The sequence below is a fragment of the Paenibacillus sp. NPDC056722 genome, assembly GCF_042790635.1.
GTDB lineage: Bacteria > Bacillota > Bacilli > Paenibacillales > Paenibacillaceae > Paenibacillus_AQ > Paenibacillus_AQ agri.
Genome location: NZ_JBHTYV010000001.1, coordinates 45,623 through 58,875, shown reverse-complemented (window position 1 = coordinate 58,875; position 13,253 = coordinate 45,623). Strand labels below are relative to the sequence as shown.

The 13,253-nt window shown below is 43.4% G+C and carries 10 protein-coding genes and 1 pseudogene; 3 read left to right on the top strand and 8 right to left on the bottom strand.

What is annotated here, in order from left to right; genetic code table 11:
- The first annotated feature begins 5 nt into the window (after positions 1-5).
- Positions 6-2,366: an MMPL family transporter gene (locus tag ACFRAM_RS00285; RefSeq protein WP_379463892.1), complete on the top strand. Its 2,361-nt coding sequence runs from the start codon at positions 6-8 to the stop codon at positions 2,364-2,366.
- Positions 2,367-3,996: 1,630 nt separating this feature from the next.
- Here ACFRAM_RS00285 and ACFRAM_RS00280 read toward each other — a convergent pair.
- The 4 genes and pseudogenes from ACFRAM_RS00280 to ACFRAM_RS00265 form a co-directional block, all read right to left on the bottom strand.
- Positions 3,997-4,422, bottom strand: coding sequence for an AAA family ATPase (locus tag ACFRAM_RS00280; protein WP_379463890.1), 426 nt, complete (start codon positions 4,420-4,422; stop codon positions 3,997-3,999).
- A gap of 651 nt (positions 4,423-5,073) precedes the next feature.
- Complete coding sequence (locus ACFRAM_RS00275; RefSeq protein ID WP_379463888.1) at positions 5,074-5,655, bottom strand: hypothetical protein; 582 nt, start codon at positions 5,653-5,655, stop codon at positions 5,074-5,076.
- 1,486 nt (positions 5,656-7,141) lie between these two features.
- The gene (locus tag ACFRAM_RS00270; protein ID WP_379463886.1) at positions 7,142-7,717 is read right to left on the bottom strand and encodes a dihydrofolate reductase family protein; all 576 of its coding nucleotides are present in this window, start codon (positions 7,715-7,717) and stop codon (positions 7,142-7,144) included.
- 56 nt (positions 7,718-7,773) lie between these two features.
- Positions 7,774-8,297: pseudogene (locus tag ACFRAM_RS00265) on the bottom strand (phosphotransferase-like protein).
- 137 nt (positions 8,298-8,434) lie between these two features.
- On the opposite strand from ACFRAM_RS00265, the gene ACFRAM_RS00260 reads away from it, so the two are divergent.
- Positions 8,435-8,833, top strand: a complete 399-nt coding sequence (locus ACFRAM_RS00260) for a hypothetical protein (protein WP_379463884.1) — start codon at positions 8,435-8,437, stop codon at positions 8,831-8,833.
- Between the two features lie 300 nt (positions 8,834-9,133).
- On the opposite strand, the gene ACFRAM_RS00255 is transcribed toward ACFRAM_RS00260, so the two are convergent.
- The 3 genes from ACFRAM_RS00255 to ACFRAM_RS00245 form a co-directional block, all read right to left on the bottom strand.
- Positions 9,134-9,769 carry a class I SAM-dependent methyltransferase gene (locus tag ACFRAM_RS00255; protein ID WP_379463882.1) on the bottom strand — a complete coding sequence of 212 codons (636 nt, stop codon included), beginning with the start codon at positions 9,767-9,769 and terminating at the stop codon, positions 9,134-9,136.
- A gap of 199 nt (positions 9,770-9,968) precedes the next feature.
- Complete coding sequence (locus tag ACFRAM_RS00250; protein WP_379464719.1) at positions 9,969-10,310, bottom strand: hypothetical protein; 342 nt, start codon at positions 10,308-10,310, stop codon at positions 9,969-9,971.
- A gap of 113 nt (positions 10,311-10,423) precedes the next feature.
- Positions 10,424-10,744 (bottom strand): winged helix-turn-helix transcriptional regulator, encoded by a 321-nt coding sequence (locus tag ACFRAM_RS00245; RefSeq protein ID WP_379464718.1) that lies wholly within the window; start codon positions 10,742-10,744, stop codon positions 10,424-10,426.
- Between the two features lie 211 nt (positions 10,745-10,955).
- Here ACFRAM_RS00245 and ACFRAM_RS00240 point away from each other — a divergent pair, with 211 nt between their 5' ends.
- Positions 10,956-11,516 carry an NAD(P)H oxidoreductase gene (locus tag ACFRAM_RS00240; RefSeq protein WP_379463880.1) on the top strand — a complete coding sequence of 187 codons (561 nt, stop codon included), beginning with the start codon at positions 10,956-10,958 and terminating at the stop codon, positions 11,514-11,516.
- A 130-nt stretch (positions 11,517-11,646) separates the two neighbouring features.
- On the opposite strand, the gene ACFRAM_RS00235 is transcribed toward ACFRAM_RS00240, so the two are convergent.
- Entirely contained in the window at positions 11,647-12,537 is an 891-nt protein-coding gene (locus ACFRAM_RS00235; RefSeq protein ID WP_379463878.1) for a hypothetical protein, read from the bottom strand.
- Positions 12,538-13,253 lie beyond the last annotated feature (716 nt).

The window sequence follows — 13,253 nt, the reverse complement described above, 5'->3', positions numbered from 1 at the left end:
CTGTTATGTCAACGTTTCTCTACAAAATAGGTAAAGCCGCCTACGGGAAGCCCTGGGCCTTCATTGCGAGCTGGATTCTGATTCTGGGCATCGTCGTGGCGATGATCGGCGTCAACGGACTTAACGTCAGCTCGGATATGAAGCTGGAGGGCACCGAATCTCAAAAGGTTCTGGACAAGCTGGTTCAGGAGCTCCCGGAAGCGGCGGGCGGCCAAGCGAGCGTCGTATTCGCCGCTGCAGAAGGTGAGCGTCTCGATACGCCTGAGCGCCTGGCGGAAATCACCAAAGCGATCAACAAAGTCTATGGGCTGGAATATGTGATAAACCCCGCCGAGCTAGCCGCCGCTGCCGCCCAAGGCCAGGGCGTTCAAGCAGCGACACAAACTGAAGGTGCTCAAAGCGGAGAAGCCACGCAAGGCGGCGAGGACACGCGAGCATCAGTGGCATTGGCGCCCGCTGAAATGCCTCCTTACATGCCGCTGATGATCGACGGCGTGCCGGTGCCCGGCGTACTGATCGCCACCGACGGCAGCGTCGCCCTGTTTCAATTCCAGTTTACCGTCATGCAAACCTCCTTGCCGAAAGGTGTCACGGATTCGGTCGTCGAAGCGGTCAAGGAAGTCGAGAAAGATCCCGGCATAGCCGTGCTGCCGAGCGACTCACTGAATGTCGTAGACATCCCGGTCGGCACGAACGAAATCTACGGCTTAGTCATAGCCGCCATTGTACTCATCGTTACGCTGGGCTCCATCGTTGCAGCCGGTCTGCCTCTGGTAGTCGCGCTGTTCGGCGTGGCGATCGGGGTCGGAGGCGCCTTCGCAATCTCAAGCTTCGTCACCATGAGCTCAATTACGCCGGTATTGGCGCTGATGATCGGTCTGGCCGTCGGCATCGACTATGCGCTCTTTATTGTCAACCGCCAGCGCCGCCTTATTCTGGATGAGGGACTTTCGGCTCGCGAAGCAGCTGCCCGAGCGGTCGGCACCGCCGGAAGCGCGGTATTTTTCGCCGGGTTGACGGTTATCATCGCTCTCTGCGGCTTACTCGTTATCGAAATTTCGTTCCTGAGCCTGATGGCACTCGTCGCTTCGGTGACCGTGTTCCTCAATGTGCTTATCGCGCTCACGCTACTGCCGGCGCTGCTAGGTCTGATGGGGGAACGCATCTGCTCCCGCAAAGCGCGCGAGAAAACCCCTTCCAAGCCAACCAACAAGCACGGCGTCGCGGACCGCTATGTCAAAGGCGTCGTCAAATACCGCTGGCTGGTTATCTTGGGCGTGATTGCCATTCTCGGTTTTGCGGCGATTCCGGCCACCGAAATGAAAATGGGCATGCCCAACGGATCGACCGCGAATCTGGATACGCCTCAACGCCAAAGCTATGACGCGATATCTAAGGGCTTCGGAGAAGGCTTCAACGGGCCGCTGCTGATTGTCGCGGAACCGAAAGATCCTACGGGTACCATTTCCCCGAAAATGTTGGGTGGTCTCGTTCAGGATATTCAGCAGGTGCAGGATGTGTCAGTCGTCTCGCCGCTCGGTTTGAACCAGGAAGGTAACATTGCCATTCTGAGCCTCATTCCGAAGACAGGCCCGACGGACACGGCGACCCGGGATCTCGTGCAGGATTTGCGCGCCGCCGATTCGAGCATTGCGGAAACCTACGGTGTGACCCTCGGAGTGACGGGGTTCACGGCGATCAACATCGACATGTCCTCCAAGCTGGCAGAAGTGTTCCCGATCTATATCGTAATCATTGTCATCCTATCGCTTATCATTCTGCTACTCGTTTTCCGTTCGATTCTTGTGCCGATCAAAGCGACAGTAGGCTTCCTGCTCAGCATTCTGGCGACGTTCGGCATTTCCACCGCCGTGTTTCAATGGGGCTGGTTAAGCGATCTGTTCGGGTTCGACACCGGTGGACCGATCATGAGCTTCATGCCTATCATGGCAACCGGGATCTTGTACGGTCTGGCGATGGACTACCAGGTATTCCTCGTCTCATCCATGCGCGAGGCGCACGTCCATGGGCATCGGGGCGTGAAAAGCGTGATCCACGGCTATGGCCAAGCCAGCCGTGTCGTCGTGGCTGCCGCCATCATCATGGTATCCGTTTTCGCCGGGTTTATTTTCACACATGACATTATGATCAAACAAATCGGTTTCGCGCTGGCCATCGGCATCCTGATCGATGCGTTCCTGGTGCGGATGGCACTTGTCCCCGCGGTCATGGCACTCTTCGGAGACAAGGCCTGGGCGCTGCCTAAATGGTTGGACCGCATCCTGCCGAACCTGGACGTCGAAGGCGACAAACTGATCGCCCAACTCAACGCCCAGGATGCGGCTGTCTCGAAACAAGTGCACTGATCAAAACAAAACGCCGTGGGCGGTATGTCTGCTTTCGCAGGCAACACCTTCGCGGCGTTTGTTTTACTAGAGTGAGTCTTCAAATTTGAAAGAGAAGAAGGAGTGGGGATTAACATTTTCCAAAAGTTAAGAGCACAAGGTATTCTAGCTAGGAGAGATGTAGCAATCTATTCTGAGGGATCGATAGATTCTGCAGAAGTAGAATCAGACTTACTGACTTTGGAGCTAAATTTCATCAATATGGTTTACTCAAGGAGGATTAATACTCTAAATAATAACTTAATTAAGCGTTTACATTACGGGGGATTCGCCTTTTTTTGTCTGAAGATTGTGGAAGGGGAAGATCGTCACAAATCTAAACTGTCACATACGGATTTGCTTAATTACTTCCATCCTTGGATCCGGATTGCAGTTACCCAAAGTATAGGGTATTAATATTGAGAATTTGGATATGAACAAGGGCAAGTGTACGTACTGCATAAAGAAAACAAGGAATAATATGTATAATTTAGTCAGCAAGCTTTATTGAATCTGGAAAGCTTGCTGGGATCTGGACAGCAGATTCATAACGAAAAATCAGAGCATTAGCTTTTTTTGTATACCGTAAAGTAATAGCCGGCGTTTAACGACGAGATCCATTGAGAAGTTGATCCGGAAATACTCAGCAGCCTTTGGAAACCAGCATTAATTAAACTAATGAAAAGATGAGAAGTCTGATGAATAGAATAGTCTTGATGCAATAAGTTTAATTTTCTTATCAACGGACAATATAGATTAATAACTCGGCTTGCAACATGGTTTCTATAGTACATATTCACAAAACCCGTATTTTGTACATATGTGTGTGAGTAAGAATTAGTCCTCCCATTGACTTAAAAATTGTTTTGTCGGTGGAAAAGAACATGGTCCCATTGTCGACAAAGCCCCTATTCTGGGCATAAAAAAACAACTCAATTGGAGCTGTTTTCAATAATCATTGCTTCTTTATATAATATGACCATTGTTCTTGAATCCACTCCAATGTATCTTTATTTACCCGTTTCCCCTTACTTATAAGAACATATTCTTCCAATAACAATTTGATGTCATCAGTTATTGTATTAGTAAGCAGCTCATATCCAAATCGTCCTCCACTTCGGGCTACATCATTGCTTCGAATATTGGAACGATAAAAACGTTCAGTCTTTAAAAGTGTTTTACGCCAGTTAACATAAGCATAAGCGTATGGACAAATATAAGGAAAGTCTTCCACATCATTTTTTAGTACTACCAAAATTGTTTATGCAATTAGAATGATTCCATAGTACTTTCTTTCGTAAATGTCGACCAACAGTTTGGAATGTATTTACACTATTATTATACAGTTCTTAGTTAAATTGAGTTGAATAATAAAAATCACCTATAAATATCTGATTGTCATCCATAGTAAAAGATTTCATAGATATATATGGATGACAATCAGGTAGTTCTCCATTTCCCTTTTGCTGGTGTAAAAAGCGATCGAACCGTTGTGTCTGCTATTAACCATATTCACTTCATTTATGTATTTTGGCAGTGCACCTTCATCCCGGTCGTAAATATGGACTTCTGGAATACCCATGCTTCAAAAACCGAATATCATGTGGCCCTTCTACACAAACACTTTAACCCGTTGGTCTGGAATGACGCCTAACTGATCGGCAATCCTTTGATATACCGCATCATCATGATGGGTAATTCGTCTATTACCTGCGGCATCCTTCTCAATGAATCTAAGATTTTTAACATCAAGGAGTCCTGCAAGCCCCGGTACATGAGTGATAATCATCACTTGGCAGTTTTCAGTTTGTGAAAGTTCTAAAAGGGCCTCTATTAGCATTTTTTGATTATTTGGATGCTGGGCTGTTTCGGGTTCTTCAATAGCATAAATTACCCCTGAAGCGCCTGCAGCCGCTTGCTTACGTTCGACTTCAGCTCGAAAGAAGTTCAAAAGAACAAGCCGACGTACACCGCTCCCTCGTTTGTTAATTGGGATTTGATCATCTCTGGTTAAAGAAAGCTTAAAAAGCCTTCCCATTTCGGTTCGGACTTAAATTGAGGAGCTAATTCCATTGCGAGAGAGGAATCCATTTCTCTTAACTTTTCCAAGGTTCTGGTTGCCACGTCCATAACCTGCCGATGAACCGTTTCTTTATTAAGTAAATCTTGCTCAAAACAATAACCTGTTATTGTTGAATTCACCGCATAGCGATTTTGTTGTCATATTAAAGTCATATTTAGATAATTATCAAACCGTCAATGGGACTATGTTCTTGTCCACCGATATCTGTCCACCAACAATGATGAGCCACATTATATTGGTTTGTTTATGAGTTGTTCTCCTCACTTAAATACTAAGTTGTTTTTCTTCTTATGAAGTTTATCCCACATTTGAGTCTTCGTCGCAGCCAAGATTCATTTTTCTTCCCTAAATGTAGATCAAGGAGCAAGATCTCCGTGGATCTTGCTCCTTGTTTATTGTGTTTTGGTGTACTTCACTGGATGATCACATGACCGACTGCAGCGGTGTACATTCAACTTTCGTTTCCCGAGGGAGCTTAAAGACTCGATCGATGTTCGGACGAGATTTCCCAACGATAATAAAGTATTCATGTCTATCACGCTCCCGTCCGGCCCGACCTTCTTAGTGACAATGCGCACTGCCCGCTAAACAGACCAAGAAGACCGCTCACCGAGCGGTCTTCTTGGTCTGTGTCTTCTTGGTCTGTGTCTTCTTGGTCTGTGTCTTCTTGGTCTGTGTCTTCTTGGTCTGTGTCTTCTTGGTCTGTGTCTTTTTGCTCTTGTTCAACTGCTGGTACTTCCTCCACCATCGTTCGATCAGGCCATGCCAGCGATAGAACAGGGTGCTTCGAGGGGATCTATGGATGACTCCGAAATCTGGGTCTCCGTAAACCTCCGAGCCGAGGACATGAATGGAGTCGTGGAGCGAGGACGTCAGCAGGAACCGGCCCAGTTCATCCGAGGACTTGAACGAGCCCATACGCTCCACGATACGGTCCTCGGCTTCCTGCAGCTGGCTGTCCCAGCCGGGGCTGGCTTTGACAGCCGATGGGATCCGGGACCATGGCGTCACTCTTTGGAGATTGAGCCCTTGGGCCTTATACCATCGCAGGGCTTTTCTCAAAAAACTTCGATGAAACCGAAGGAACGAAATGCCATCGCCCGGACGCACGTCCCGATTCATATGGCTCATATGCCATCGGGCATGCTCATCCATAAGCCTTTGGGGAAAGTTGGGAATCTCCGCCATATGCTTCATCCTCTTTCTGAGTGTACATTCGTATCTGCATTTTTATATGAGTGCTTCTTTTTATGTATATGTCAGCATGCTGGCGTTGGCTTGGGCGATAGCCCCTTCCCCAGTTGTCCCCCTACTCCCCTTCCAGCGACGTACAGATCAGGGTTCCCCAACCCTGCTGCCGCCCGGTAAACTGTTAATGAGCACAACGACAAAAGACAATCACACGTTACAACCTCTGCAATACTAGTCCTTTGCTCGGGACAAGAACATATTTTATTGAAAGCACTGCTGGATGCGGTTTTTTTGATTTATTGACACGTCATTGTATAATTCACTTCCACTTCCCACCTTTCACATTAACGCCTCTTTGGATGGATATGCCCTATGTGATCATGCTTTTTTTTTGCACTTCAGTTTTATCATTAGTTTGCATACCGTTCCTCATTCCGTCACTCGATACCCATTCTTTAATTGTCATATATTAAGAGAATTCCTTTTTAGAGAGGTTCAATCTTTATCCCTGCACAATAAGAATAAGCAACCTTACGGGAATGACTGGTATCCGAACTCAATACCAAATTATTTTTCAAAATTTATGCTTCCGAATCCATGAGACCGATGATTTCCCGGATCGGCTGTCGTCTATATAAACGAAGGCATAAATGAACACAAACAAATTTGACGAAGAGGTGTTTTGAAAATGGCATTAACGTCCACATTTACGAGCTTCAACCTGCCTGTAAAGTAATGCAAGTTGACCAACTATCGCAGCCTTCACGTCCCCTTTTCCTATTGATATACGACAAAAAAGCCTAATCCAATGACCAGACATTTTGTTTTGTTACTCTTACCGAATTGGGTTTTATGTTAGTCATGCTCATTAGTTTCGTGGCTCTCGGTTTTGCAACATATGCCTTAACTCAATAACTTCAAATATTTCAATACCTTCAAAAAAAGCAGACCCATTTTAAATGCTGCCTGCTTTTTGCTGGATACGTTCAGTAATGATAACAAGTCAACCGATGGCTTGGTTCGGACGCTAGCACTCCATCTGCAAAGCGCATCCTAGTGGAAATTTCTACCTGCACCGGCGACGCTGCAGCGTCACATTCGAATCCATCCATGTGCTAAATAATCGCAACCTAAAAAATTGAAGCAGTAAACCCCCTCTTCAGCCACCATTGAACTAAGAAAGTAAAGTAGTAGATTAAGTGTCACTGGTTGATTCAACGACCATTCCCGCCAGAGTGCATGTCTAGCAAAAACAACATTAGAAAAATGACGTTATCCTCCCTTCCGACGAATATGTTGTAATTGCTGTATTATGTGCGAAACGAAGTCTTCTCCTATTTAGTTTTTGTTCAGATCCTATAATAGGATGTTGCCAGATATGTGTTTAGCGGTTCATTTTGTTTGATGAAAACAAAGTCTTAGACTGCCGCTGTTGTCGTTCCACTAACATTCCCCGTAAGCGTAATCACCTTAAGTAACAAGGTTATCTTACCGTCTGGTAAACGAGACCTATGGCTCCAGAATCAAAGGTCTTGTTTTCGATTAGCTTAAGATTGATCTTCTCCTTGAGACCTTGGAATAACGGCAATCCCTTACCGATCAGGACGGGAGAAACCGTAATTTTATACTCATCAATTAAATCAAGCTGCATAAGGTGGTGTGCAAACCTAGGACTGCCGAGGATGATTATATCCTTGCCTGGCTGCTGTTTGAGGTTATTGATCTCTTCCTCGACAGCTTCTTTCACGAGTCTGGAATTATTCCATTCGACTTTCTCCAGCGTCGTGGAAAAAACGATTTTGGCCGTCTTTTCGATCCACTCGGCATGATTCCGTTCATGCTGCGAAGCTGATGGGTTCGAAGGCACAGATGGCCAGTAACTGTGCATCATCTGATAAGTCCCACGTCCCCAAATGACAGTGTCGGCAGTACTCAGAATTTCTTTCGAATGCTTTTCCAAATCAGCATCGTAGGAAACCCAACCAATGTCCATTTCACCATTCGGCCCTTCTACAAAACCATCAAGCGATGCGTGAAGAAATAGAACGAGTTTTCTCATTTTCAGTTCTCCTTTGTTCATGAGGCATGTCTACATTAACTACATTTTAGCAGAATTCAACTTGGGTTGTTTTTTTTACGTAACTTCTTAAATACAGTATATTCCTTATTGGACTTTATCAAACTTAATATCTTTTCGGCACATTCTGTTGGATTCATCTCTTCCGTATTTACTTCGAGGTCATATTCATCAAAGCAATATACTTTGCTAAACTGTGAAGCTGCTAGTCCAATCCGTCTATCTCCTCTTGTTTGCTCTCTTCTATGAGTTCTTCTTTCGAGCATATTACACCTATAAATAACGTAGGCTGATCGAAAAATTGATCAACAAACTCATTAAACCTTTCGTCATTGTCGATTATGGTATCTACTATTACATTAAAACCAAATTCTAATAACAATTTAATTGTCGAATGGAACACTGAGAATATGGAATCATCAACTATTTGTGAGACAACTTGATGATCTATTTCCTTTGGAGGTTCATCTGGAAATTTATTATTAATAAAATCATTGTAATTTTTAAAAAAATCATCCATTGATAAATGATAAAAAGGAATCTCCTTCTGATTGTTGAGCAACTGATCGATCAGATATTCTTTTGGACTCAGGTATTTTTTTACTATATCATTAAATCTAATATATATAATATGATGAATACAAAAATATTATAGAAGAGGATTTTGTTTCTAATAAATATAATAAGGGGTGCTTGATCGTGAATCTTAAGTCCGTTTTCAAAGGAGTAGTATCATCTGCTCTGGTAGTTTTCCTAATTGCTGGAACTAGTATTATACCTGTCTTTGCGGAGTCGACTGAAAGTTCATCGAAAGATTATGCAGCTAAAAGTGGTAGTTCTTCAGGAACTGAATTTCAGGCTACATACCCATTAAAAAAGAGTAACGGGGCAAAAGTAAACTTCTGGATTAAAAATACTGGGGATGTAAGCGTGAGAATCACAATTAATGGAGATCAGAAAAGAACTCTCGCACCAGGTAAGAGTGGCCACATTAGTGCTCCAGTGGGTTCCTTAAGTAGCGAATATAAATTTAAAGCTGTACCAACGCCGAATGGTGGTGATATTAGTATAGACTATCGTATTGTTCAAAGAGATTAAAGTATAAAAGAGTACGTACTAGACATGAGGAGCTTATGCAAAATGCTCATAGATGAAAGCTAAGAAAATTAATATCTAAATTAATAAAAGCCGATTCTCTTTAACTTAGAGCAAATCGGCTTTTTTATTTAAGGTATTTCCGCAATCACTTTGAGCAATCTTATTTTATAGCATCACTTAATTTCCGAAATTCGAATAACCTCATAGCTAGAGTTGACTTTCTTCCAATTTTATTTGATATCGAGTTATTGAAATTTCCAGAAAGTAAGAATTCATCTTTGAAATGGCTCTTTCCACAATTCAAGGCGTAAGACTGCCTTTTGCTTTCCTGAGTACAATTTTACGATACATCCCGCGCATCAGCAGTGGTCGATCCTCGGTAATGTGCACGCGCTCCTGATGGGGAAGATACAAAAGGTCAAAATCCCGGCCAATATCCGTTCCGAGAACTGATGTCAATGGACGGAGTGCTTTCATAATCGGAGATAAACGGCCATTTGCTGCGAATTTATCAAAAATAACGATTTTCCCCCCCTCCCCTGTTACCCGAACGATTTCTTGCATGCACCGTTCCGAATCCGGTACTACCGATAAGATCAGGTTTGCAATTACAACATCGAAGGATTCGTCCTCAAAATCAAGATTTTGCGCGTCCATTTCTAAAAATGTGATCCTTTCGTCTTCCATGACTTTGGAGCGGGCTTCAGCCAGCATTTCCGGAGAAAGATCGATGGCAGTGATCGATAGGCCGAAACCTGTGATCAAAGGTAAATCCGCACCTGTTCCGGCTCCAACCAGCAATACACGCTGATCTGGTCTTAAATCAAGTCCGGATAGTACCGTTACCCGCGCCTTGGCAAAAGCACCTGAATTGAAAAGCCGATCATACAAAGGAGCCCAAAGCTTATAGATAATTCTGTTCCAGCGGTTGTTCATATAGTCACCGAATGAATTTTTGTTTTACATGTAGTGCAGCAAATAACTTCCAGTCCCTGCATTCGACAGCCCTTTTCAAAATGGGTTTTCATACATATCACTCCTACATATTATATATGAATGATTGATCATATGTTAATTATAAGAGTAAGAAAAGCAATGCGCAACCTGAATTACCAGCTACCGTAAGAGATGTTCATCAAATCGGCAATAAGATCAAGTTCTTGTCCATCAGCAGCCTTGAGGATTCACTTTTTTGAACGAACGTTCCAAAATTATAATAAAAATAGGCAGCTTTACTGCCCGTATGAGCTCCTTTTCTTAACATCAATCTAAATTTGTCTCTGTCCGTTATCGACTTCACCATCACACGAATTCCGACCAAGGCTTTATTAAAATATTGTGATAACCACTCTGCGTTTAGCGTTTTGGAGAGCTCGCCCGATTGTTGTCCGGCTACAATAAGATCATACAATAGAAGTTCTAACCGAGCCCATTCCGTTAGAACCCACTCTTTAGACTCCGCATCGTGCTTGGCCAGCTCAACTGCAGTATTGATGATAAAGCAGCCAGTGACTTTTTATCGCCGAAGGTATCATACATGCTTCCTTTATGATTTCCTGTATGAGTGACGAGATCCTGGATGGATGTCTATTACTTCTCTAAGAAAACTGAACGGTCTCCATTAATTTTCTCCATGTGACTCTCACCCCATGAGCAAAAGCTTTCCAGTACTGTTTTTAGACTCAAACCATATTCGCTTATTTCATATTCCACTTTGGGAGGAATCTCATAGTGTACAATCCGATGGATAATACCATCCTTTTCGAGCTCACGAAGCTGCTGTGTTAGCATTTTAGGGGTGATGTCGGGAATTAATTTTCTCAGTTCATGGGTACGCTTCTTGCCGTTGTCCAAATGATATAAAATGCTACTTTTCCACTTCCCCCCGACAATCTCCAGTGCGACATCCATACCATTGTTATACTTCTTCAAGTAACCAACACTCCTATCTCACTAACAGTATAAAAAATATACTAATAGACTTCAAAGTACCTACTGCACTTAAAAGTGCATTCTTCACATTAAGTTGTATTTCATCCATAATAGCACCTGTAACCGGTTATGGACTACTGATTTGCCTAGAAGCAGCCGAAAATATGATACAAAGGAAGGTCGTTAACTCATGAAAGCTCTTGTTACTGTCACTCACCCTCGCCAGGATTCTCTCACACATCAGGTCATGCAGCGTTTTGTAGAAGGCTTGAAGAAGAATAACCATGAGGTAGATCTGCTCGATTTACATCAAGATGGCTTTAATCCCATATATACATTGGAGGACGAGCGGGAATGGTATAATCCTGACAAAGCCCACACGCCCGAGGTCCGCAAGGAAATGGACCGAATTCTGGCTGCAGACACTCTTATCTTTGTATTTCCATTATGGCAGTATAGTGTACCTTCGATGCTTAAGGGGTACTTGGATAAAGTATGGAACCTTGGCTTGTTCGGAAAAGTTGAAGGAAAGAAAGTGCTATGGATCTGCCTGACTGGAGGAGATCAGGAGCACATGTCCAAATACAAGCGTGAAGAAACGCTGACACACTATCTCAATGTTATTCTCGCTGGCTACGCCCGAATGAAGGAATCCCGTGTCGAGCTGTTGACTGATACGCTTTCGGAATCTACAGAGCATATTGAGGACCTACTGGAACGTGCCAATCAGCTCGGATACGAGTACGAATAATGTAACCACACGCACTTTCGCATACAGTTTGACCACATCGATGTATACCAAAAAAGGATAGCTGACTCCATTACGAGCGGCTATCCTTTCTTAAGTCATACGAGGAACGTAATTTATTAACGCTTGCTAATCAACTCTGGAATTCATCAACATAATCATCTTCGTAATAAATGGTAGGTTCCATCTCTTCTAATCGCTGCATAACAACAGGATCATCTTTGAATATTTCTTTAAAATCCCCTGCTCGCCAACCCAGGTCTTTCCATAACTTGGCGGAAGCCGGATCATCCAGATTATAAATCAAGTATTTAGACCATATTTTTTTTCTGTATTCATGTTGATCGAGGTTAACAAGGATCAGTGAATTAATATATACATTCTTGGCGTTACTCCCCCCTACTTTAAGATAAGGTTGTACGATTATGCGCAGCAGCTCCGGATTCCGGTCTCCGGCTTCAAATGCAAACCTGATCATTTGGGTTCGAATGCCTTGATTTTTTTCAGTAGGGATAAACTTAACAAACATATTTACAGCCGAGTCTCCGTATTTATCAACAAAAAGATAATAAATTGCCCATCTAACCCGGAAATTTTTATTCTCAGCCAATTCCTTCTCTAAAACCGCTTGTTGATTGGGCGTAGTGATCGCGAGCAGCATTTTGTATGCCGAGATTCGCTTGGCATTGTCTGCTGTCGGATAAGGCTCGAGTTCATTAAGAAATAACACATAGTCCTTCATTAAATAACGTGAAAAGAAGTCTACGACCATCTTTTGAGATGTTTGGGACTCTCCTGCTACTTCTGCAAGGGCATGCAAGAGTTGTTTGCGGTCCAGTGACAGTAAAGCGTTTAGATTTTTAGCTTCATTTTTAGATAAAGTCTTGTACTCTTTTCTGTAAAGAGAAGGAAGATTTGTTTTTACGTTTTGGATAAAAGCTTTGGGAACAACAACATCCTCAGCAGAAGCATAGGAAGTTTGGGTTAGACCTGGAATAATTAGCATGGATACAACCAAAAACATACAAAGTGCTCTTTTGAAAAGTATATTCATTCGGGGTAAAGCTCTCCTTTCAGGAAGATATAGATATAGATATAGATATAGATATTATACTATCCATATTAATCCTTCAAGGGAATAATATACCACAAAAAACGACAGCCCTGAGTCTGCCGTCTCTTTCTGCTATTTCACTCCGTTTTTCCACTCTCATTGTGAGATAAGAGCAATGGTCCATTGCGGGCACCTACTAAAGATAAATAATAATTTCTAACATGAAATCCGCTGATCCGCACGATCGATTCCCTATCGGCAGATTAATCATATTAGGAGACAGATCTAATAATACTCAATTTTGTTTTATTATACTTTTGTTGAGGTGCTTTCAGCTTCCTTCATTATTGTCTCCGCCGCTTCAATCTTTTCGTGGTTTGCGGACAAAGGAAATAACAATAGCAATGACTCCGAGTATATACTCCGCCTGACCGCATGCGAAGCTCAATGAAATGCGACGCGTATCCGCTACATAGATCTGCATCTGTAAGGTCCCCGGCTTGTCCCCTACAGTTTTATTATCTTCGAATATTTCAGAGGGTACCTGGAAGCAGCAGAAGTTAGCAAATAGAGTTCGTAATACTAGGGTTAAAGGTATTTCCAGATAACTCAATTTGCCGACGCTCGCTTTCCTCCTGCTCCATAATGGTTCTGTTCGATCGACTTGAAACCCTCCGACTCTAAAA

Coding starts and splice junctions, on each gene's coding strand:
- ACFRAM_RS00275 (WP_379463888.1), bottom strand. CDS start 5,655: ATGGCGGAGATTCCCAACTTTCCCCAAAGGCTTATGGATGAGCATGCC.
- ACFRAM_RS00285 (WP_379463892.1), top strand. CDS start 6: ATGTCAACGTTTCTCTACAAAATAGGTAAAGCCGCCTACGGGAAGCCC.
- ACFRAM_RS00280 (WP_379463890.1), bottom strand. CDS start 4,422: ATGGGAAGGCTTTTTAAGCTTTCTTTAACCAGAGATGATCAAATCCCA.
- ACFRAM_RS00270 (WP_379463886.1), bottom strand. CDS start 7,717: ATGAGAAAACTCGTTCTATTTCTTCACGCATCGCTTGATGGTTTTGTA.
- ACFRAM_RS00245 (WP_379464718.1), bottom strand. CDS start 10,744: ATGGATGTCGCACTGGAGATTGTCGGGGGGAAGTGGAAAAGTAGCATT.
- ACFRAM_RS00255 (WP_379463882.1), bottom strand. CDS start 9,769: ATGAACAACCGCTGGAACAGAATTATCTATAAGCTTTGGGCTCCTTTG.
- ACFRAM_RS00235 (WP_379463878.1), bottom strand. CDS start 12,537: ATGTTTTTGGTTGTATCCATGCTAATTATTCCAGGTCTAACCCAAACT.
- ACFRAM_RS00240 (WP_379463880.1), top strand. CDS start 10,956: ATGAAAGCTCTTGTTACTGTCACTCACCCTCGCCAGGATTCTCTCACA.